18 protein-coding genes are annotated in these 20,467 nt (G+C 66.3%); 15 read left to right on the top strand and 3 right to left on the bottom strand.

What is annotated here, in order from left to right; all coding sequences use genetic code 11:
• Genes paaH through AB3347_RS05375 form a run of 7 tightly spaced genes read left to right on the top strand, consistent with a single transcriptional unit; the run spans position 1 to position 7,766 of the window.
• The gene (paaH, locus tag AB3347_RS05405) at positions 1 to 1,539 is read left to right on the top strand and encodes a 3-hydroxyacyl-CoA dehydrogenase PaaH (protein ID WP_369090755.1); all 1,539 of its coding nucleotides are present in this window, start codon (positions 1 to 3) and stop codon (positions 1,537 to 1,539) included.
• Positions 1,532 to 1,981, top strand: coding sequence for a hydroxyphenylacetyl-CoA thioesterase PaaI (paaI, locus tag AB3347_RS05400; RefSeq protein WP_369090754.1), 450 nt, complete (start codon positions 1,532 to 1,534; stop codon positions 1,979 to 1,981). Before paaH ends, paaI begins: the two co-directional genes overlap by 8 nt.
• 30 nt (positions 1,982 to 2,011) lie before the next feature.
• Entirely contained in the window at positions 2,012 to 3,337 is a 1,326-nt protein-coding gene (gene paaK, locus AB3347_RS05395; protein WP_369090753.1) for a phenylacetate--CoA ligase PaaK, read from the top strand.
• 29 nt (positions 3,338 to 3,366) lie between these two features.
• Positions 3,367 to 4,569, top strand: a complete 1,203-nt coding sequence (pcaF, locus tag AB3347_RS05390; RefSeq protein ID WP_369090752.1) for a 3-oxoadipyl-CoA thiolase — start codon at positions 3,367 to 3,369, stop codon at positions 4,567 to 4,569.
• 2 nt (positions 4,570 to 4,571) lie between these two features.
• Positions 4,572 to 5,171 (top strand): phenylacetic acid degradation protein PaaY, encoded by a 600-nt coding sequence (gene paaY / locus AB3347_RS05385; protein ID WP_369091075.1) that lies wholly within the window; start codon positions 4,572 to 4,574, stop codon positions 5,169 to 5,171.
• A 24-nt stretch (positions 5,172 to 5,195) separates the two neighbouring features.
• Positions 5,196 to 7,247, top strand: a complete 2,052-nt coding sequence (gene paaZ, locus AB3347_RS05380; protein ID WP_369090751.1) for a phenylacetic acid degradation bifunctional protein PaaZ — start codon at positions 5,196 to 5,198, stop codon at positions 7,245 to 7,247.
• A gap of 54 nt (positions 7,248 to 7,301) precedes the next feature.
• Complete coding sequence (locus tag AB3347_RS05375) at positions 7,302 to 7,766, top strand: cupin domain-containing protein (protein ID WP_369090750.1); 465 nt, start codon at positions 7,302 to 7,304, stop codon at positions 7,764 to 7,766.
• Position 7,767: 1 nt separating this feature from the next.
• Here the strand turns inward: AB3347_RS05375 and AB3347_RS05370 are convergent, their stop codons facing one another.
• Both AB3347_RS05370 and AB3347_RS05365 read right to left on the bottom strand, forming a co-directional pair.
• On the bottom strand, positions 7,768 to 8,022 hold the full coding sequence (locus AB3347_RS05370) for a hypothetical protein (protein ID WP_369090749.1): 255 nt from the start codon (positions 8,020 to 8,022) through the stop codon (positions 7,768 to 7,770).
• A 70-nt stretch (positions 8,023 to 8,092) separates the two neighbouring features.
• Complete coding sequence (locus AB3347_RS05365) at positions 8,093 to 8,776, bottom strand: HAD-IA family hydrolase (protein WP_369090748.1); 684 nt, start codon at positions 8,774 to 8,776, stop codon at positions 8,093 to 8,095.
• Positions 8,777 to 9,075: 299 nt separating this feature from the next.
• Between AB3347_RS05365 and rsgA the strand changes: the two genes are divergently transcribed.
• On the top strand, positions 9,076 to 10,110 hold the full coding sequence (gene rsgA / locus AB3347_RS05360; protein ID WP_369090747.1) for a ribosome small subunit-dependent GTPase A: 1,035 nt from the start codon (positions 9,076 to 9,078) through the stop codon (positions 10,108 to 10,110).
• Positions 10,111 to 10,229: 119 nt separating this feature from the next.
• On the opposite strand, the gene argH is transcribed toward rsgA, so the two are convergent.
• Positions 10,230 to 11,627 carry an argininosuccinate lyase gene (argH, locus tag AB3347_RS05355; protein ID WP_369090746.1) on the bottom strand — a complete coding sequence of 466 codons (1,398 nt, stop codon included), beginning with the start codon at positions 11,625 to 11,627 and terminating at the stop codon, positions 10,230 to 10,232.
• A 132-nt stretch (positions 11,628 to 11,759) separates the two neighbouring features.
• On the opposite strand from argH, the gene AB3347_RS05350 reads away from it, so the two are divergent.
• The 7 genes from AB3347_RS05350 (at position 11,760) to AB3347_RS05320 (ending at position 20,425) form a co-directional block, all read left to right on the top strand.
• Positions 11,760 to 12,347, top strand: a complete 588-nt coding sequence (locus AB3347_RS05350; protein ID WP_369090745.1) for a hypothetical protein — start codon at positions 11,760 to 11,762, stop codon at positions 12,345 to 12,347.
• Between the two features lie 85 nt (positions 12,348 to 12,432).
• Complete coding sequence (locus AB3347_RS05345) at positions 12,433 to 12,870, top strand: GNAT family N-acetyltransferase (protein WP_369090744.1); 438 nt, start codon at positions 12,433 to 12,435, stop codon at positions 12,868 to 12,870.
• A 67-nt stretch (positions 12,871 to 12,937) separates the two neighbouring features.
• Positions 12,938 to 14,173, top strand: a complete 1,236-nt coding sequence (locus tag AB3347_RS05340) for a cyanophycinase (protein WP_369090743.1) — start codon at positions 12,938 to 12,940, stop codon at positions 14,171 to 14,173.
• A gap of 249 nt (positions 14,174 to 14,422) precedes the next feature.
• Positions 14,423 to 15,160, top strand: coding sequence for a hypothetical protein (locus AB3347_RS05335; RefSeq protein WP_369090742.1), 738 nt, complete (start codon positions 14,423 to 14,425; stop codon positions 15,158 to 15,160).
• A gap of 89 nt (positions 15,161 to 15,249) precedes the next feature.
• The gene (locus AB3347_RS05330) at positions 15,250 to 16,524 is read left to right on the top strand and encodes a caspase family protein (RefSeq protein WP_369090741.1); all 1,275 of its coding nucleotides are present in this window, start codon (positions 15,250 to 15,252) and stop codon (positions 16,522 to 16,524) included.
• Positions 16,525 to 16,552: 28 nt separating this feature from the next.
• Positions 16,553 to 17,392: a DUF4384 domain-containing protein gene (locus tag AB3347_RS05325; protein WP_369090740.1), complete on the top strand. Its 840-nt coding sequence runs from the start codon at positions 16,553 to 16,555 to the stop codon at positions 17,390 to 17,392.
• A gap of 45 nt (positions 17,393 to 17,437) precedes the next feature.
• Positions 17,438 to 20,425, top strand: a complete 2,988-nt coding sequence (locus AB3347_RS05320) for a tubulin-like doman-containing protein (RefSeq protein ID WP_369090739.1) — start codon at positions 17,438 to 17,440, stop codon at positions 20,423 to 20,425.
• Positions 20,426 to 20,467: the final 42 nt, after the last annotated feature.

Below are 20,467 nucleotides of genomic sequence, written 5' to 3'. Positions count from 1 at the left end.
ATGCAGGCACTCCCCAACAACAGCATCGTCGCCGTGGTCGGCAGCGGCGCCATGGGTTCCGGCATTGCGCAGGTGGCCGCCGGCGCGGGCCACCAGGTGCTGCTGTTCGACACCCGCGACGGCGCCGCCGACAAGGCCATCGCCGACATCGGCAAGACCTACGCCAGGCTGGTCGAGAAGGGCCGCATGGACAGCGTGGCAGCCGAGCAGGCGCAGGCCCGCCTCCAGCGCATCGGCACCCTGCAGGAGGCCGCCGGCGCCGCGCTGGTGGTCGAGGCCATCGTCGAGAACCTGGACGCCAAGCGCGCCCTGTTCCGCGAGCTGGAAGGCATCGTGGCGGACGACTGCATCCTGGCCACCAACACCTCGTCGATCTCGGTCACCGCGATCGCCGCGCCGCTGCGCCGTCCGGAGCGCCTGGTCGGCATGCACTTCTTCAATCCGGTGCCCCTGATGGCGCTGGTGGAGGTCATCAGCGGCATCGCCACCGACCCGGGCGTGGCCGACACGGTCTACGCCACCGCCGAAGCCTGGGGCAAGAGCCCGGTGCAGGCGAAGTCGACGCCCGGCTTCATCGTCAACCGCGTGGCCCGCCCGTACTACGCCGAGGCGCTGCGCCTGCTGCTGGAACAGGCCGGCGAACCCGCGACCATCGACGCCGTGCTGCGCGACTGCGGCGGTTTCCGCATGGGCCCCTTCGAGCTGATGGACCTGATCGGCCACGACGTCAACTTCTCGGTGACGAATTCGGTCTACAACGCCTACTTCGGCGACCCGCGCTTCACGCCCTCGATCCTGCAGCAGGAACTGGTCAACGCCGGCTTCCTGGGCCGCAAGACCGGGCGCGGTTTCTACCGCTATGGCGACGGCGCCGACAAGCCCGCCGTGCAGACCGAGGCGCCGCAGGCGCGGCCCGCAGCGGTGTCGATCGTCGGCGGCGATGCGAGCGCGATCGCGCCGCTGGCCGCGCGCCTCGCCGCCGCCGGCTACGGACTGCCGCACGAAGAGACCCTCGACAGCACGCCCGGCTTCGTGTGCCAGGGCGCCGCCGTGTACCTTACCGACGGCCGCAGCGCCACCGAGCGCGCCGCCGAGAGCTGGCACGACGACACCGTCGTCTACGACCTGCTGCTGGACCCGGCCGGCGCCACCCGTATCGCGCTGGCCCGGGCCGACCAGTGCAGCGTCGAAGCCTATAACGCCGTGGTCGGCATGTTCCAGGCCGCCGGCTTTGCCGTCACGCGCCTGGACGACGTGCCCGGCATGGCCGTGATGCGTACCGTCGCCATGCTGGCCAACGAAGCGGCCGACGCCGTCAACCAGGGCGTGTGCAGCGCCGCTGCCGTCGACATCGCGATGCAAAAAGGCGTGAACTATCCGCGCGGGCCGCTGGCCTGGGCCGACAGCATCGGCCTGCAGCACATCGGCGCCGTGCTGGCCAACCTTGCCACCACCTACGGCGAAGACCGCTATCGCGTCTCGCCGCTGCTGCGCCGCAAGCTGGCGGCCAACCAGCACGGAGCAAGCTTCCATGCATAGCGAACGGCACGGCGAACTGCAGGCCCTGGCCGAACTGGCCGGCAAGACCATGTACGAGCGCGATCCGGCCAGCCAGGCGCTGGGCATGACGCTCGACGCGATCCGCCCGGGTTACGCGCGCATGTCGATGCGCGTGCGCCCCGACATGCTCAACGGGCACGCCACCTGCCACGGCGGCTACATCTTCATGCTGGCCGACAGCGCCTTCGCCTTCGCCTGCAACTCGCACAATGTCAATACCGTGGGCGCCGGCTGCACGATCGACTACCTGGCGCCCGGCCGCGAGGGCGACGTGCTGGTGGCCGAAGCCGTGGAACAGGCCCTGCAGGGCAAGACCGGCGTGTACGACATCAAGGTGAGCAACCAGGAAGGGCGCACGATAGCGCTGTTCCGGGGCAAGTCGCACCGGGTCAGCGGCATGGTCGCAGAGGTTCAGGTTTAAGCTTTCTTGCAAGACGACTAGGAGGTCGAGATGGTACAACGCGCATTTTCTTCCACCCCGGCCCCCGGCGAACTGGAACCGATCGAACGCGCCAGCCGCGACGAGCTGCAGGCCCTGCAGCTCGAGCGCCTGAAGTGGTCGCTCCACCACGCCTACGAGAACGTGCCGCACTACCGCGCCGCGTTCGACGCCGCCGGCGTGCATCCCGCAGACCTGAAGTCGCTGGCCGACCTGGCGAAGTTCCCCTTCACCGACAAGAAGACCCTGCGCGACAACTACCCCTTCGGCCTGTTCGCCGTGCCGCGCGAGCAGGTGGTGCGCATCCACGCCTCGAGCGGCACCACCGGCAAGGCCACCGTGGTCGGCTACACCCAGAAGGACATCGACACCTGGGCCGGCGTGGTGGCGCGCTCGATCCGCGCCGCCGGCGGCCGTGCCGGCGACATGGTGCACATCTCCTACGGCTACGGCCTGTTCACGGGCGGCCTGGGCGCGCACTACGGCGCCGAACGGCTCGGCTGCACCGTGATCCCGATGTCGGGCGGCCAGACCGAGAAGCAGGTGCAGCTGATCCAGGACTTCAAGCCCTCGATCATCATGGTCACGCCCTCGTACATGCTGAACATCGTCGAGGAATTCGCGCGCCAGGGCATCGATCCGGCCACCTCCTCGCTGAAGGTCGGCATTTTCGGGGCCGAACCCTGGACCGACGCCATGCGCCGCGAGATCGAAGCGCGCGCCGGCATCGACGCGGTCGACATCTACGGCCTGTCGGAAGTGATGGGCCCGGGCGTGGCCAGCGAGTGCATCGAGAGCAAGGACGGCCCGGTGATCTGGGAAGACCATTTCTACCCCGAGATCATCGACCCAGACACCGGCGAGGTGCTGCCGGACGGCGCGGAGGGCGAGCTGGTGTTCACGTCACTTTCCAAGGAAGCGCTGCCGATCATCCGCTACCGCACGCGCGACCTGACGCGCCTGCTGCCGCCGACCGCGCGCTCGATGCGCCGCATGGGCCGCATCACCGGCCGCTCGGACGACATGCTGATCATCCGCGGCGTGAACGTGTTCCCGAGCCAGATCGAAGAGATCATCCTCAAGATGCCGGCGCTGGCGCCGCAATACCAGCTGGTGGTGGCGCGCGACGGCCATCTCGACACCCTGGAGGTGCTGGGCGAACTGCGCGACGGCGCGCTGTCGTCCGGCGACGTCGAGCTGCTCTGCCGCGAACTCCAGCACCGCATCAAGACCCATGTGGGCGTGACCACGCGCGTGACCCTCAATCCGCCGGGCGGAATCGAGCGCACGCTGACCGGCAAGGCCCGGCGCGTGGTCGACAAGCGCCCGAAGAACTGAAGAAAATCCAAGAACACCGAGGAGACACCATGACCCACGCATTCATCTGCGACGCCATCCGCACCCCCTTCGGCCGCTACGGCGGCTCGCTGTCGAGCGTGCGCGCCGACGACCTGGGCGCGCTGCCCATCGCCGCCCTCATCGCACGCAACAAGGACGTCGACTGGGAGGCGGTGGATGACCTGTTCTATGGCTGCGCCAACCAGGCCGGCGAAGACAACCGCAACGTGGGCCGCATGGCCGCGCTGCTGGCCGGGCTGCCCCCGGTGGTGTCGGCCAACACCATCAACCGCCTGTGCGGTTCCGGCATGGACGCGGTCGGCACCGCCGCCCGCGCGATCCGCGCCGGCGAAGCGAAGCTGATCATCGCCGGCGGCGTCGAGAGCATGACCCGTGCGCCTTTCGTGATGGGCAAGGCCGACAGCGCTTTCTCGCGCGCGGCCAGGATCGAAGACACCACCCTCGGCTGGCGCTTCGTCAATCCGCTCATGAAAGCGAAGTACGGCATCGACTCGATGCCCGAGACCGCCGAGAACGTGGCGCTCGAATTCAACATCAACCGTGTGGACCAGGATGCGTTTGCGCTGCGCAGCCAGCAGCGCTGGGCGCGCGCCCATGCCGAGGGCGTCTTCAGGGACGAGATCGTGCCGGTCACGATCCATGGAAAGAAAGGCGAGTCGCGCGTGTTCGACACCGACGAGCAGCCGCGCGAGACCAGCATGGAAGCGCTGGCCAAGCTGAAGGGCGTGGTCATGCCCGACGGGACGGTCAGCGCCGGCAACGCCTCGAGCCTGAATGACGGCGCCTGCGCGCTGCTGCTGGCCGCGGAAACCACCGCCGCACGCCATGGCCTGACGCCGCGCGCCCGCGTGGTCGGCATGGCCACCGCCGGCCTGGCGCCGCGCATCATGGGCTTCGGCCCGTCGCCGGCCGTCAAGAAGCTGCTGGCGCAAACCGGCCTGCGCCTCGACCAGATGGACGTCATCGAACTGAACGAAGCCTTCGCCGCCCAGGGCCTGGCCGTGATGCGCGACCTCGGCCTGGCCGACGACGCGGCCCACGTCAACCCGAACGGCGGCGCGATCGCGCTCGGCCACCCGCTGGGCGCCTCCGGCGCGCGCCTGGTGACCACCGCCGTGAACCAGCTGCACCGCACCAAGGGCCGCTACGCCCTGTGCACCATGTGCATCGGCGTCGGCCAGGGCATCGCGCTCATCGTCGAGCGGGTATGAGCATGGTCAAGGTGTACGAAATCGACGGCGTGCGGCCGGTGGTGCATCCCACCGCCTACGTGCACCCGAGCGCCGTGCTGATCGGCGACGTGATCGTCGGCCCGCGCTGCTACATCGGCCCGCTGGCCTCGATGCGCGGCGACTTCGGCCGCCTGATCCTGGAAGAGGGCGCCAACCTGCAGGACACCTGCGTGATGCACGGCTTCCCGGGCGAGGACACGGTGGTCGAGGTCGACGGCCACATCGGGCATGGCGCGGTGCTGCACGGCTGCCGCATCAAGCGCAACGCCATGGTCGGCATGAACGCGGTGGTGATGGACAAGGCGGTGGTGGGCGAAGAGTCGATCGTGGCCGCGATGAGCTTCGTGAAAGCCGGGATGATCATCCCGCCGCGCAGCATGGTGATGGGTACGCCCGCCAAGGTCATGCGCGCGCTGACCGATGAGGACGTGAGGTGGAAGAGCTTCGGGACGCGCCAGTACCACGAACTGAATGTGCGCGCGCTGCAGACGATGCGCGAGGTCGAGGCGTTCACCGAGGTCGAGCCGGATCGCAAGGCCATCGAATTCGCGCCAGACGGCATGCACAAACCGAAAACCTGAAGAGACAAGAACGGAGCCAAACAAATGGGCAACATCGCAACCCTGCAAAGCCTGATCGCCGGCCGCTGGCACGGCACTGAAGCGGCTACCCCGCTGCACAGCGCGCTGAACAACGAACTGATCTACCACACCCACGCCGAGAAAATCGACTTCGACGAGGCCGTGAACTACGGCCGCAAGACCGGCATCCCTTCCTTGATGTCGCTCGACTTCCAGCAGCGTGCCCAGCGCCTGAAGGCCCTGGCGCTGTACATGATGGAGCGCAAGGAAGAGCTGTACGAGATCTCGCACCTGACCGGCGCCACCCGCCCGGACAGCTGGGTCGACGTCGAAGGCGGCATCGGCACCCTGTTCGCCTATGCCAGCATGGGTTCGCGCGAACTGCCCTCGTCGAACGTGCTGCACGAAGGCCCGGCGATGGCCCTGGGCAAGCGCGGCGGCTTCGCCGGCACCCACATCCTGGTGCCGCGCGGCGGCCTGGCGGTGCACATCAACGCCTTCAACTTCCCGATCTGGGGCATGCTGGAAAAATTCGCGCCGAGCTTCCTGGCCGCGATGCCCTGCATCGTCAAGCCGGCCACCGCCACCAGCTACCTGACCCACGCCACCGTCAAGATGATGATGGAGTCAAGCCTGCTGCCGGAAGGCGCGCTGCAGCTGGTCATCGGCTCGACCGGCGACCTGCTGGACCGCCTGGGCGGCTTCGACGCCGTCACCTTCACCGGCTCGGCCGACACCGCGGCCAAGCTGAAGGCCAACCAGAACCTGATCCGCGAATCGGTCCCGTTCACCGCCGAAGCCGACTCGCTGAACGGCGCCATCCTGGCGCCGGACGTCAACCCGGACGATCCGGAATTCGACCTGTTCGTGAAGGAAGTGGCGCGCGAGATGACCGGCAAGGCCGGCCAGAAATGCACCGCGATCCGGCGCGTGATCGTGCCCGAGCAGCATGCCGAGGCCGTCGGCCAGCGCCTGCGCGAGCGCCTGGCCAAGATCACGGTCGGCAACCCGAAGGTCGAGGGCGTGCGCATGGGCGCGCTGGCCTCGATGGACCAGCACCGCGACGTGTCCGAGCGCGTCGAGATGCTGGCGCGCGGCAACGAAGTCCTGTTCAGCGCGCGCGACGGTTTCAATCCGGTGGGAGACGGTTGCGCCAACGGCGCCTTCTTCGCGCCGACCCTGCTGCTGTGCCGCAATGCGATGGTCAACGACGCCGTGCACGACATCGAAGCCTTCGGCCCGGTCAGCACGCTGATGACCTACCGCGACATCGACGAAGCCCTGGCGCTGGCCGCACGCGGCAAGGGCAGCCTGGTGACCACCCTGGTGACCCGGGACCCTCTGATCGCCGCCCATGCGGTGCCGGTGGCCGCCGCTTCGCACGGCCGCGTGCACATCCTCGAACGCGAATCGGCGGTGGATTCCACCGGCCACGGCTCGCCGCTCCCGCAGCTCAAGCACGGCGGCCCGGGCCGCGCCGGCGGCGGCGAAGAACTGGGCGGCATCCGCGCGGTGAAACACTTCCTGCAGCGCGCCGCGGTGCAGGGCTCGCCGACCATGCTCACGGCCGTCACCGGCGAATACGTGCGCGGCGGCGCCGTCAAGGAAACGGAAGTCCACCCGTTCCGCCGCTGGTTCGAAGACCTGGAAGTCGGCCACTCGCTGCTGACCCACCGCCGCACCGTGAGCGAAGCCGACATCGTCAACTTCGGCGGCGTCTCGGGCGACTACTTCTACATGCACTTCGACGAGATCGCGGCCAAGGACACCCAGTTCGGCAAGCGCATCGCCCACGGCTACTTCGTGCTGTCGGCGGCGGCGGGCCTGTTCGTGTCGCCGGCGCCGGGTCCGGTGCTGGCCAACTACGGCCTGGACAACCTGCGCTTCGTGGCCCCGGTGGCGATCGGCGACACCATCCGCGCACGGCTCACCTGCAAGCGCAAGGTCGACCGCAACCGTACCGACGAGCAGGGCCGCGGCCAGGGCGTGGTGGCGTGGGATGTCCAGGTAACGAATCAACACGACGAACTGGTGGCGAGTTACGATATCCTGACGCTGGTACAAAAACGCGGCTAGGACGGGCAAGGGCGCCGTCCAGCGCCTTTGCAGCTAACCGAGGAGACCTACCGCATGTCGAGACTGGACCTGAGCAGTATTCCCGTACTGAAAGGCACGGGCTATCCCGAACCTTTCGCCGAGCTGGTGGACGGACGCAGCAAGCAGGCCCTCGGCGACGCCGGCGGCCTGAGCCAGTTCGGCGTCAACCTGGTCGAGCTGCAGCCGGGCGCCGCCTCCTCGCAGCGCCACTGGCACTCGCACGAAGACGAGTTCGTGATGGTGGTGTCGGGCGAACTGGTGCTGGTCACCGACGAAGGCGAGACCATCATGCGCGCAGGCGACTGCGCGGCTTTTCCGGGCGGAAAGCCAAACGGGCACCACCTGCTCAACCGCAGCTGGGGTCCGGGCGTGTTCCTGTGCGTCGGTTCGCGCATCAAGGAAGATACGGCAAGCTATCCCGACATCGACCTGCACTATGACGGCGCCACCGATTCCTATTCGCACAAGGACGGCACACCCTATCCGCCGCGCGGCTGAATCAGTTCAGCTTTTTTGCATAGCGCGAGCGGATGTGCTGGCTGACGAAGGTCGATAATCCCCGGCCTTCGCGGGCCAGCTCCTGCATCTTGGCAATGTTTTCCGCCCCGGCGCTGCGCGCGGTGTACAGGTAGCGCTCGCCGCCCGTAAACTGGATCGTGATCGAGTCGGTGTCGCTGCCCTTGCCGTCGCTGCCTTTGCCTATCTCGTAGGCGACCACGCCGGATTCGCCGCTCGTATTGCGATAGCGGTGCATGTGCATCTCCAGTGGCTACGTCGATATCCCGCATGTGGGTGCCGATCGCCGCAACACAAGGCGGCCGTGCTCAGTGGCCGATCTTGCGCTGCACTTTCAGCAGTCCACTTTCCGTCCGTACGGCAATCAAGTCGGCATAGTCCGGCACCGGCGCCGAGCGCGTCTCGACCGGGTGCGCGTGGGTGGCGGTGACGACGATGCTGTCCATGCCCGCGCTTTCCGCCGCCGCCAGGCCGATCGTCGTGTCCTCGAACACCAGGCAATCCTGGGGCGCCACGCCCAGCTTCTGCGCGCCCAGCAGGAAAGGGTCGGGGTGCGGCTTGCCGCGCTTGACGTCGTCGGCCGATACCAGCAGCGGCGGCAGCGGCAGGCCGGCGGCGGCGATGCGCGCCGTCGCCAGTGCGCGCGAGGCCGAGGTGACGATGGCCCAGCGCTCGCTCGGCAGGCTGGCCAGGAAACGCCCCACGCCGGCGATCTCTTCGATGTCGGCCACGTCCTCGATCTCGGCCAGCGCAATGCCCATCGCCTCGGCCACCGGGTCGACGCCGGGCAGGCCGAGATTGCGGATGGTGTCTTCGGTGCGCTTGCCGTGGATGGTCGGCACGAAGCTGACCGGATCGAGCCCGTGCCGGATCGCCCAGGCCGTCCAGACCCGCTCGGCGGACTTGATCGAGGTGAGGATGGTGCCGTCCATGTCGAACAGGAAGGCGGCGTATTCGCGCGAGGGCAGGACGGAAGGATTGGTCGGTGTCACGGATGCGTTGTCGTTGTCGGAAAGGGCGTCCAGCATAGCGCAAAAGGCGCGGGCGCTTCGCCCCCCTTGACGCTGGGCGCCCGTGCTGCCAGACTGGCCCTTCCATTCACCGATCCGAGGAGACATCGCATGAACCAGCCTGATACCGCCCTCCGGTCGGCCGCCTGATCCGCTCGTCCATCCCGACGATGTCCTGAGCGCGCCAGCGCGCCCGACCTTCCATTCCCTGACCCTGCCGCGCCGCTGGTGCGGCGGCCTGCGCACGCCTGTGCGCCTCTGAATCGGAACAACACATCGTCATGATCGACATCGATTTCCCGACCCTGCAAGGGATCGGCTTCAAGCAGCATTTCGTCTCACAACTCGCGGCTGCGGCGCCGCATGGGCGCCTGGCGCGCGTCACTTCCGTCCAGCGTGACGCGCTCACGCTCGACGACGGCCGCGCGGCGTTCCCGGCCCGCAGCCCGCGTTTCGACGCGCGCGGCCAGCCCGTCGTCGGCGACTGGGTGGTGGCCACGCACAGCCTGGGCGACTGGTGGATCGGCGACACGCTCGATGCCTTCAGCCGCCTGTCGCGGCGCACCCCGTCGGGCAGCCAGGTGCTTGCCAGCAACGTCGACACCGCGCTGCTCCTGATGGGCCTGGACCAGGACTTCAATCCGCGCCGGATGGAGCGCTACATCGCGCTGGTGCGCGCCTGTGGCGTGGAACCGGTGATGGTCCTCACCAAGCCGGATACCGGTACCGAGGTGGAGAGCAGGATCGCACAGTTGCGCCGACGCATTCCGGATGAGCTGCCCCTGCTGCACCTGATTCCCGCGCAGCAGGGCGACACCGGCGTGCTGGCGCCGTGGCTGGGGGCAGGGCAGACCCTGGTGCTGCTCGGCTCATCCGGCGTGGGCAAATCCACGCTGACCAATGCCCTGAGCGGCAGCGCCCAGGCCACCGGCGGCACGCGCCACGGCGACGACCGCGGCCGTCACACGACCACGGCGCGCTCGCTGCACCGTTGTCCTGGCGGCGCCTGCATCATCGACACGCCTGGCCTGCGCGCCTGGCAGCCGGATACCGACGAGGACGGGCTGGCGCTGTCCTTCGAGGACATCGCGGCGCTGGCGCAGCAATGCCAGTTCCGCGACTGCCGCCATGCGAGCGAGCCGGGATGTGCGGTGCGGGATGTGGTGGATGCCGATCGCCTGCAGAATTACCGCAAGCTGCTGCGCGAGGTGCGCAGGGCCGAGCAGACGGCGCTGGAGCGGATTGCCGAGCGCGGGAAGTGGAAGGTCTTGATGAAGGCCGCGAAACAGCGCGGCCAGAACAAGCGGGGAGGATAGCGCTTTCCGTAGGGTGGGCGGCTTTGCCGCCCACGCGTCCAGATTCCGCATGAACAGATGTTGCGTCTGTTTTTGTGCTGGTTGAACGCGTGGGCAGGAAACCTGCCCACCCTACAACATCACGCTGCGAGCTGCTTGCGCACCCGCTCGATCGCCTTGCGCACCTGATCCGGCGCGGTGCCGCCCACGTGGTCGCGCGCCGCCACCGAGCCTTCCAGCGTCAGCACGGCAAACACGTCCTGCTCGATCAGCGGCGAGAACTCGCGCAGCTGCTCGAGCGACATCTCCGACAGGTCGCACCGGGCGACGTCGCAGGCGCGCACCGCATGCGCCACGGCTTCGTGCGCGTCGCGGAAAGGCAGGCCCTTCTTGACCAGGTAGTCGGCCAGGTCGGTGGCGGTGGCGTAGCCCTGCAGGGCCGCGGCGCGCATGTTCTCGGCCTTGACCGTGATGCCGCCCGCCATGTCGGCGAAGATGCGCAGGGTGTCGGTCACGGTGTCGATGGTGTCGAACAGCGGTTCCTTGTCTTCCTGGTTGTCCTTGTTGTAGGCCAGCGGCTGGCCTTTCATCAGGGTCAGCAGGCCGTTCAGGTGGCCGTACACGCGGCCGGTCTTGCCGCGCGCCAGTTCCGGCACGTCCGGGTTCTTCTTTTGCGGCATGATCGACGAGCCGGTGCAGAAGCGGTCGGCGATGTCGATGAAGCCGATGCGCGGGCTCATCCACATGACCAGTTCTTCAGAGAAACGCGAGACGTGCATCATGATCAGGGCGGCGGCGGCCGTGAATTCGATCGCGAAATCGCGGTCCGACACGGCGTCCAGCGAGTTGTGGCACACGTCCTCGAAGCCCAGGGTCTTGGCCACGCGCAGGCGGTCGATCGGGAAGGTGGTGCCGGCCAGCGCGGCCGCGCCCAGCGGCAGGCGGTTCACGCGGCGGCGCGCATCCTGCATGCGTTCGGCGTCGCGGCCGAACATCTCGACGTAGGCCAGCATGTGGTGTCCGAAGGTGATCGGCTGCGCCACCTGCAGGTGGGTAAAGCCCGGCATGATGGTGTCCGCATGGCGCTCGGCCAGGTCGAGCAGGGCGCCGCGCAGGCTGGCGAGCAGGGCGAGGATGTCGTCGATCGCCGCGCGCACATACAGGCGGATGTCGGTCGCCACCTGGTCGTTCCTGGAGCGTCCGGTATGCAAACGCTTGCCGGCGTCGCCCACCAGTTCGGTCAGGCGCTTCTCGATGTTCAGGTGTACGTCTTCCAGGTCGAGCAGCCATTCGAAGCTGCCGGCCTCGATCTCGCCCTTGATCTGGGCCATGCCGCGCTCGATCTCGGCGCGGTCCTGTTCGCTGATGATGCCCTGGGCCGCCAGCATCTCGGCGTGGGCCAGCGAGCCCTGGATGTCGAAGGGCGCCAGGCGCTTGTCGAAGAACACCGAGGCGGTGTAGCGCTTGACGAGGTCGGAGACGGGTTCGGTGAAGCGCGCAGACCAGGCTTCGGCTTTCTTGGAGAATTGATCGGTCATGGTGAAATCCAGATTGGGGATCGTACGATTATAAAGCCTCCGCCGCCACCCCATCCGTGGTGGATGACAAGCACTTCGAAATGCTCGATGATGTGAGCACTATTCATCAAATGACAACAAGATGGGGGACACATGAAGCGTTTGGCCCAACTCGGCCTGGTACTGGCCCTTGCCGCACCGGCGGCGCAGGCGCAGCAGGCAGCGCCTGCCACACCCACCGCAATCGCCGCACCGGCCGCACCGGCCGCGGCCGGCATGCCGGCGGCCCGCGCCGCCGACGTCGCCTCGATCGACGCCATCGTCGCCGCGCTGTACGAGGTGATCTCGGGTCCGGCCGGCGCACCGCGCGACTGGGACCGCATGCGCTCGCTGTTCGCCCCCGAAGGCCGCATGGGTGCGGTCGGCGCGCGCCCGGACGGCAGCTTCGTGTTCCGCGCGATGACGCCGGACGACTATATTTCGCGCAATACCAAGGCCTTCGCCACCATGGGTTTCTTCGAAACCGAGAAGGCGCGCACCACCGAGGCCTTCGGCCAGATTGCCCACGTGTTCAGCACCTACGAGGCGCGCCACGCCAAGGAAGATGCCACGCCTTTCATGCGCGGCATCAACAGCATCCAGCTCATCCACGACGGCAAGCGCTGGTACGTGCTGAGCCTGATCTGGCGCGCCGAGGATGCCAAGCTGGCGCTGCCGGAACGCTACCTGCGCAACGGTTGAGCCGCACGGGAATGCCGTCCAATTGAAACCTAAGCATCGCGGAAACGGCGCTAGAATTGATTTTTAAGCCAGATTCACCCCTTCCATGATTACCAACGATTCAAGCTTCCAGGTCAGCACCGACCAGTCGCGGCTGGACATCCCGATGATCTACCGCTTCCTGAGCGAGCAGTCCACCTGGGCGGTCGGCATTGCGCGGCCCACGGTCGAGCGCGCCATCGAGAACTCGCTGTGTTTCGGCGGCTACCTCGACGGGCGCCAGATCGCCTTCGCACGCGTGATCACCGACTTCGCCACCTTCGCCAACCTGGTGGACGTGTTCGTGGTGCCTGAATTCCGCAGACGCGGCTACGGCAAGCAGCTGATCGGGGTGGTGCTGCGCCACCCCAGCCTGCAAAAACTGCGCCGCTTCACGCTCTACACGAGCGACGCCCACGGCCTGTACGAACGCTTCGGTTTCACGGCGCCGCAGCAGCCGGGCACGGTGATGGAGCGTTACTTCCCGAACATTTATTTGTCCTGAGCAGACGCAACACGGCGACGGGCTTCTGGAATCAGGCTTACGATAGTCCCAATCGAGAGGGAGTCGTATGCTGCGCGTCGTCCACCTTTTCAAGCACGCCCTGTTTGCGCTGGCCTTGCTGGCCAGTCAGTCGCTGACGGCCGCCGAGCCGGCCCGGCCCAAGGGCTCGCTGGTCATCATCGGCGGTGCCTTGCGCGCCGATAACGCGGCGGTGTGGGAGCGCATGGTCCAGCTCGCAGGCGGCAAGGGCGCGCGCATCGCCGTGTTCGCCTCGGCCTCGGCCAGTCCCGAAAAGGCCGGCAAGTTCCTGGTCGAGCGCTTCAACCAGTACGGCGCCCGGGCCTTCTTCGTGCCGGTCGCGGTGCGCCTGTCCGGCATCGACTACCAGGCCGCCGCCGACGATCCGGCGCTGGCCGCCCAGGTGCGCGCCGCCGGCGGCGCCTTCTTTGCCGGCGGCGACCAGGGCCGCATCACGCGCGCCCTGCGGCGCCAGGACGGCAGCAATACCCGCATGCTCGACGCCCTGTGGGACATGTACCGGCGCGGCGGCATGCTGGCCGGCTCCAGCGCCGGCGCCGCCATCATGAGCAGCACCATGTTCGGCCATCCCAAGACCGTGCTGGCCACCCTCAAGCACGGCCTCGACGACGGCAAGGAGATCGCGCCCGGCCTCGGCTTCATCGGCGACGATGTCTTCATCGACCAGCACCTCCTGGTGCGCGGCCGCTTCGCGCGCATGGTGCCCGCCATGCTCAAGAAGGGTTACCGGCTCGGCCTGGGCATCGACGAGAACACGGCCCTGATCGTGGGACCGAGCCGCGACGTCGAGGTGGTCGGCTACCGCGGCGCGCTGCTGGTCGACCTGTCGCGCGCCGAACCGCACGACGGCCCGCAGGGCGGCCCGCTCAGCGTCGGCAACGTGCGCCTGAGCTACCTGGACAACGGCGACCGCTTCAACCTGGCCACCCAGACCTTCACGCCCTCGCCCGACAAGCGCGACAACCTGGTCGACCCGGCCCGGCCCTACTACCGCGAGCCGCTGTTCTCGGCCGACATCCTCGGCAACAGCACCGTGGTCGACCTGATGGCCAAGCTGATCGACAGCGACCAGCTCGACGCCATCGGACTCTCGCTCGACAGCCCGAACGGCGTGCAGCCCGACCTCGGCTTCGAGTTCAAGCTCACCCGCACGGCCGACAGCGTCGGCTACCTGTCCCCGCTTACCGAGCAGTACTCGGTGTACAACCTGCGGCTCGACATCCGGCCGATCGTGGTGCAGCGGCCCTTGTATCTATACAAGTAGCCGATCTCCCATCCAATTGTTCCCGATTTGCTCTGCTGCACCCTGTCGCCAGCACGCCGCGCGCTGGTGGCTGCGCTCATCCGGCAGGAATTGTGTCCTGGACCGCTTTAAAAACTAGATCGAATTGATGATTCTGTGATTATTGAATAGTTTCCTGGGGGGAAGCTTCTGTAATACTCCGTACATAACATGCGGCTGGTGCTGCCCGTGCGACGGCGTGTACCGAGCCCTAATAACCTCGGGGAAATCATGAAATCGACCAAAATCACAGCTTGTATCGTATTCGCCGTTGCCGCCCAAGCCCTTGCGCTGCCGGCGCTCGCCCAGGAATCCGCTTATGCCGATCTGGATGCCTGCACGCGCGGTGAGCAAATGAAGTTGACGGCAAAAGGCGCAGTGGCCGGTATGGTGGCCGGTTTTGCGGGCGCTATCCTTTCCGGGAAAAAGGAAAACACGAAGAAGGCGGCCCTGCTGGGCATGGCCGGTGGCGCGGCAGCCGGGTTCGCGACCGCTTACTACACCGCGATCGACACGTGCAAAAAGCAGAATCCGCAATGGATCACCGAAGCCAGCCTCGTGCGTGATCCGTCGAGGTCCCTCAAGCAGGTCAAGTCCGAGCACGGTTATCAGCCGCGCCGCGATGGCGTCATGGTCGCGTTGAAGGAGATCGAATCGACCGCCACGATCAAGGCGGGCGAGCCGCTGTCGATCAACACCTACTACGACGTGATGACGCCCGACGATGCCGAAGCGCTGGTGGCATTCGAGCGAAAGCTGTTCGTGACCGTGGACGGGCAGGAGGCCGAGGTGCCGTTCCCGCAGACTGGTCATTTCGAACGCAAGGTCGAGGCAGGCCGTTCGCGCGAACCCCTGGTGCTGCCGACCCTGGCCGATGCCAAGCCGGGCACGATCTACCGCGTCACGATGAGCGCGGCCGCGGGTGGAAAAGCCCCTGTCACCGTCTCGAAGTCCATCACCGTCATCTGATCACTGCGCATCGTGCCGACGGCGCTCCAGGCCGGCCGGCAGGGTGACCCACTTCCATGATTATTTCTACTTTCCTGCGCAGCGCCGCCATGGCGCTTGTCGTGTTGCTGTCCGGATGCGCGGCAAACCAGCTGCACGGTTACCAGAACACTTACCAGGGCTATGCGATTCCACAGCCGCTGCTGCAGTCGATCGAGGCCAAGTTCCGCCAGCATGGTCTGGCCGGAGCGCGCATCACGCGCGACCTGGTGGGCCGTGTCCAGCTGGCCGGCACCTATCGTAACGAGGACGAGGTCGATACTGCCTTCGTCATCGTGCAATCGATTGTCGGCCTGAAGTCGACCTCGCCTTTCTACCCGACCGAGATTCGTGAACGGCGCGCCGAGCGCGAGGCCCGCGCCGGCCTGAGTGCAGCCTTGAGCAGCGCCGTGAACAATGCGCCGCCCCGCCGCATCGCGCTGGTCATCGGCATCAACGAATTCCGCGATCCGAAGATTTCACCGGTACCGGGCGAAGACGATGCGATCGTCGCGGCCCGCGCCGCCAAGGGCGCCGGGTATGTCGTGACCTCGCTGCTGGGCAAGGCGGCCACCAAGGTGGCGATCGAGTCCACCCTGCACCGCATCGAAGAGGACTTGCGTCCCCAAGATAGTCTGTTTGTCTACATTTCTAGCCATGGTGCGGCGCCGCTCCCGACAAGCCGCGGCGGCGACCAGCGCCGGATGTCGATCGTCGCCTGGGACACCAGCGCCTCGCACGGCGTGGATGGCACGGACGGTCAGGTGCAGTTGCAGAAGACGTCGGTGTCGGACGCGCTGGTGCAACGCCTTGCCATGCGTCCAACGCGCAACACCCGTATTCTCATCGATACCTGCTACAGCGGCGACATGCTGCGCGGCTTCCCGGATCCGAGCGGCGGCTATATCCGCCGGGCCAACGGTGGGGCGGCCGAGCGCGCCGGTATCTCAATGGCAGCCTGGACTGGGCCCGAATACACGACCAAGGGCATCCGCTTCGTGAACGACAAGCCGGCGCCGCGTAACGGCGCGCGGCAGGCACAGGCAAGCGTGGAAGCCCCGCCGACCGATCGCGCGTACACGATCATCACCGCCACCAGCGCCGATGAGAAATCGCTGGCACCGGGCGGCGACAACGTGTTCAGCCTCAACGAGCGTGTCCTGAAAGGCTCGTTCTTCACGCAGGCATTCTTCGCCTTCCTTGAGCAACACCAGGGCCACGTCGAACCCGCGTTCGCCGCCGCGCGTGAGTTCACGAGCGCCAAGGCGCGCGAAGTCAGCCGCAATACTCTGACCCAGGTCCCGCTCCATTTCGCCACACAGACCGCAGACCGCAACGCGTTCTGACGCAGCCTTCCCAACCATAGGAACCGATATGAAACATGCCATCGCCGCTACCGTTATCCTGCTCCTGTCCGGCGCATCGAGCGCCCAGGAGGCCTATTCCGCCAAGTCGCTGTTCTTCGGTGAGGACGGCAAGGTCGTCGCAGCCTCGACCACGCAAAAGCCTACCGCCGAGACCAAGCCGGCGTTGGCATCCAAGCAAGCTACCAAGGTCAAGAAGACCCTTGCCACACACCAGATTGGCGCCAGCTATTTCATCAGGCTGAAGCAGGCCGACGGGACCACGCGGGACGTGCTCGCCAGCCGTACGTTCAAGAGCGGCGACCGTTTTCAGCTCGGCGTGAAGGTCAACCGTCCGTCGTACGTCTACGTCCTGAATCAGGATCCGGATGGCCAGCTGTCGCAGATTTTCCCGGTGGCCGGCCAGGACAACTACGTCAACGCCATGGGCACAGTGTTCCTGCCGTCGCGCGGCGCCTTCGAGTTCGATGCCAAGCCGGGCGCCGAGCATCTGCTGGTGTTCCTGTCGCCGACCCCGCTGCGCGGCGGCGTGGACGAACTGTTGGGGAAGGCCCAGCCCGACCTTGTCGCCGATGCCGGGGCGGCCGGTGGCGGCAGCTGTGCATCCCGCCTGGACCTGGCCGGCGCCCCGCGGGTGGCCGATGCAGGTGCGCCCGCCTATGCCGCGAAGGCGATCACGTTCAAGGACGAGGAAGCCTGCACGGCGCCCGCATTCGCCTCCAAGGCGATCACCTTTACCGACGATCCGATGCCGGGCGAGGGTGGCCAGGTCGCTTCTTACGTGGTCAAGAAGGCTAGTAACAAGACCGACAGCAAGTTGTTCCTCAAGATCAAGCTCGCGCACCAATAAGCAACCCCACCAGAACAGCGAAACAACATCATGTCTCATAATCATTTGATCATTGGCTTAGGTGGCAGCGGCGGAAAGATCATTCGCCAGATCCGCAAGACGATTGAACGTAACAAGGACGCGCATGAGCCAACCCGCTCGCCCGCGCGCTTCGCCTATCTGTACATCGACACGTCGACCGACGAGCTGGACAAGAAGGAAGAGTGGAAGGTGCTCGGCAAGGACGTTGGCCTGAACCGCAGCGAGTACCTGATCAATACGGCCAGCAATGTGCGGCCGGTGCTGGACGATCCGGATTCCTTCCCGGGCCTGCGGTCGTGGGTCGAGCCACGCGCCGTGTTCGATTTCGTCAAGCCGGGTATTGCTGGCGCTGCGCAGCGTCGCAAGCTCGGTCGCCTGGTGTTCGCGCAGAATGCGTCCAGCTTCGTCAAGGCGCTGGAGGGGCGCATCAGCGAGCTCGAGTCCAGCCCGGGCAAGGTCGGCGCGACAATTCACGTCGTCTGCGGCCTGGCCGGCGGCACTGGCAGCGGCTCGGTGGTGGACGCGGTTGCGCAGATCAGGCATAAGTACCCGAACTACGACCAGTACCGCATCCTCGTGTACGCGCTGCTGCCGGAAAAGAACTCCAAGCGCGTCAAGGACGTGGCAGGCTTTTCCAACTACTACGCGAACGGTTATGCGGCCCTGGCCGAACTCAACGCGATGGCGGTCGGTAAATACCATCCTGTCAACCTGCTCGACGGCCAGCCGATGCAGCACGACACCTATTTCAACGGCTGCTACCTGGTCAACAACATCAACGAGCACAATATCCAGTTCGAGATCGAATCGGAAGTGCCGAAGATCGTGGCCGAGTTTATCTACCAGAAGACCCTGAACAAGGAGTGGGAAGGCCTGGGACGCGCCGAAAAGGGCGAGAACGACATCAAGAACTTCGAGAGCGACGAGGACATCGGCAAGGCGCGCGCCAAGCTGTTCTTGTCGTTCGGCATCAAGCGGGTGGTCGTGCCCGAACAGGAAATCAAGGAATACCTGGCCTATGGTTTTGCTGAGCAGGCGGCGCGCCAGCTGATGTTCAATAATTTCCGCCAGGGCGAAGGCTATGCCGACGAGCCGGTGGAGAAGGACTGGGGCGCCGAAGCGCGCAAGCCCGAAACGGCCCAGGCGCTGCTCCTGACCGATGCGCACCTGATGCTGGAAACCGGCATTCTCGAGGACGACGCACGCAACGCCAACTGGAAGCCTGCCGCCGAATACTGGAAGCAGATCGTCAACCGCCTGGCGCCCGAGATCAAGGCCGACACCACGCTCGAGCAGACCACCTGGGTGGCAGCACTGAACACGCGCCTGGCCAAGGTATTCGACGATACCTACCGCACCCTGGGCGGCGTGCGCAAGTTCTATGAAGTCAAGGGCAATGCCCGCGCCGAGATGGCGCGCCACATTGGCCGCCACGTCGAGAAGGAATTCTTCGGACGCTGGAGGGCGGGCAACGCGTCCCTGATCCAGTTGCGCCAGCTGACCGATGCCCTGATCGCGCTGGTCGACGAACGCATGGGCGTCTACGCCGACCGCATCGCGAAAATGCCTGCCGCCTTGCAGGCGGTGCAGCAGCGCAGCCAGGAACTGAACGAGCAGTTCAACAAGGTCGGCTTCTTCGGCAAGCACCTGACCGACAAGCGCAGCGCCCTGTTCTCGGACATCGCCACCCAGTATCAGGAACTCTATGTGCTGCGTACCCATCTGGAAGGCCTGAAGTTCGGTGCCGCGCTGCTGCCCTTCATCAAGGAGCAGCTGACCCAGCTGCGCGCCCGTGTCGACGAGTTGCACCAGAGCCTTGCTGAAGCCACCAAACGCTTCGGTAACGAACGCGCGAACCGTCTCGGCGCCGCTGATGCCGCCTACCAGAAACGTGTCTTCGACCAGGACGCGATCGGCGCGGTCATGCGCGCCATCACGGTCGACGAAGCGGCGCAGGCGGCGCGCACCCAGCGCGTGCGCCAGGCGATCATCGATCTGGGGGGGACGGAGGTAAATTCCTTCGACCAGCTGCTCCAGAGCCTGAGCCTGGGGGGCATCATCAGTTGCCTGTCGCAGGAGTCGGCCCAGATCGTCGAGCTGGCGCATGCCGAGATCGCCACCACGCTGCCACCGGTACTGCGCGTCAATATCGTCGAGCGCCTCCAGAAGAAATACGATGCGAACCCGGACGGCCTGCGCGACTTTGTCCGCGACCTGTATGACGAAGCCGGCTCGCTGCTGACCTTTAACAAGACGGAGGTCGACCGAACCGTGGCCAACAACGCGGGCGGCAGCCAGGGCCGCACGCAGACGGTCGGCGTATTCGTTCCCGAATGCCCCCACCAGAACGGTTTCCGGACCGCCCTGGCCAAGCTGTTCGACGACCAGAAGGATCCGACCGCGCCGGACACGAAGGTCGCAGTCGGCAACCTGCCGAACCAGATCGTGATCATGAAGATCGCCTCGATGATGCCGGTGCGCTTCATCGAGTCGCTCGCGGAACTCAAGCGCCACTACGACGGCTTGCAGCAGGACCGCAACGAAGCGATCCTGTTGCACAGCGTGGAGGATGGGCGCCGCCTGCCGCCCTTGTATGCGAAATCGTCGGCCGAGCTGCAGCTCCAGGCGCGCCGCAAGCCGATGCTGCTGGTCGCTCGCCTGATGGGCATGATCAAGGAGCGCCAGAACCGCACTACGGGCCTGCAGGAATGGGTTTTCATCCACGATGTCGACGGGCTGCCGGCTTCGAAGGTGCTGGAAGGCCGTAACTGGGAAGCAGTGTTCGATGCCGAGCATGCGGACGATGTGCGCAAGTTGATCGAGCGCGAGGTAACACAGCGCATCGACCGTGAGTTCAAGCATGTCGAGAAGAAGGATGAGCTGTTCCAGGCTTACCGTGCACTGGCCCGCTCGTGCTTTGAAGAAGCCGGTCAGGACGACCAGGATCCCGGCTACCAGCAACTGCAGAGCATGATGGCGCCTGTACGCGGCATCATCGGCATCGCCGCTTGACGCATTGATTCCACACGGGCCCGGCAGGCGTGCCGGCCCGGA

The sequence above is a fragment of the Massilia sp. X63 genome (genome assembly GCF_041023745.1).
In the GTDB taxonomy this organism is placed as follows: Bacteria; Pseudomonadota; Gammaproteobacteria; order Burkholderiales; family Burkholderiaceae_D; genus Telluria.
Note: the sequence above shows the minus strand (reverse complement) of the source record. Positions and strands in the feature narration are given on the sequence as shown.

What these genes read in the sequence shown, in the direction of transcription:
- paaH (WP_369090755.1), top strand. Translation starts at nt 1, where the DNA reads ATGCAGGCACTCCCCAACAACAGCATCGTCGCCGTGGTCGGCAGCGGC.
- paaI (WP_369090754.1), top strand. Translation starts at nt 1,532, where the DNA reads ATGCATAGCGAACGGCACGGCGAACTGCAGGCCCTGGCCGAACTGGCC.
- paaK (WP_369090753.1), top strand. Translation starts at nt 2,012, where the DNA reads ATGGTACAACGCGCATTTTCTTCCACCCCGGCCCCCGGCGAACTGGAA.
- pcaF (WP_369090752.1), top strand. Translation starts at nt 3,367, where the DNA reads ATGACCCACGCATTCATCTGCGACGCCATCCGCACCCCCTTCGGCCGC.
- paaY (WP_369091075.1), top strand. Translation starts at nt 4,572, where the DNA reads ATGGTCAAGGTGTACGAAATCGACGGCGTGCGGCCGGTGGTGCATCCC.
- paaZ (WP_369090751.1), top strand. Translation starts at nt 5,196, where the DNA reads ATGGGCAACATCGCAACCCTGCAAAGCCTGATCGCCGGCCGCTGGCAC.
- AB3347_RS05375 (WP_369090750.1), top strand. Translation starts at nt 7,302, where the DNA reads ATGTCGAGACTGGACCTGAGCAGTATTCCCGTACTGAAAGGCACGGGC.
- AB3347_RS05370 (WP_369090749.1), bottom strand. Translation starts at nt 8,022, where the DNA reads ATGCACCGCTATCGCAATACGAGCGGCGAATCCGGCGTGGTCGCCTAC.
- rsgA (WP_369090747.1), top strand. Translation starts at nt 9,076, where the DNA reads ATGATCGACATCGATTTCCCGACCCTGCAAGGGATCGGCTTCAAGCAG.
- argH (WP_369090746.1), bottom strand. Translation starts at nt 11,627, where the DNA reads ATGACCGATCAATTCTCCAAGAAAGCCGAAGCCTGGTCTGCGCGCTTC.
- AB3347_RS05350 (WP_369090745.1), top strand. Translation starts at nt 11,760, where the DNA reads ATGAAGCGTTTGGCCCAACTCGGCCTGGTACTGGCCCTTGCCGCACCG.
- AB3347_RS05345 (WP_369090744.1), top strand. Translation starts at nt 12,433, where the DNA reads ATGATTACCAACGATTCAAGCTTCCAGGTCAGCACCGACCAGTCGCGG.
- AB3347_RS05340 (WP_369090743.1), top strand. Translation starts at nt 12,938, where the DNA reads ATGCTGCGCGTCGTCCACCTTTTCAAGCACGCCCTGTTTGCGCTGGCC.
- AB3347_RS05335 (WP_369090742.1), top strand. Translation starts at nt 14,423, where the DNA reads ATGAAATCGACCAAAATCACAGCTTGTATCGTATTCGCCGTTGCCGCC.
- AB3347_RS05330 (WP_369090741.1), top strand. Translation starts at nt 15,250, where the DNA reads ATGGCGCTTGTCGTGTTGCTGTCCGGATGCGCGGCAAACCAGCTGCAC.
- AB3347_RS05325 (WP_369090740.1), top strand. Translation starts at nt 16,553, where the DNA reads ATGAAACATGCCATCGCCGCTACCGTTATCCTGCTCCTGTCCGGCGCA.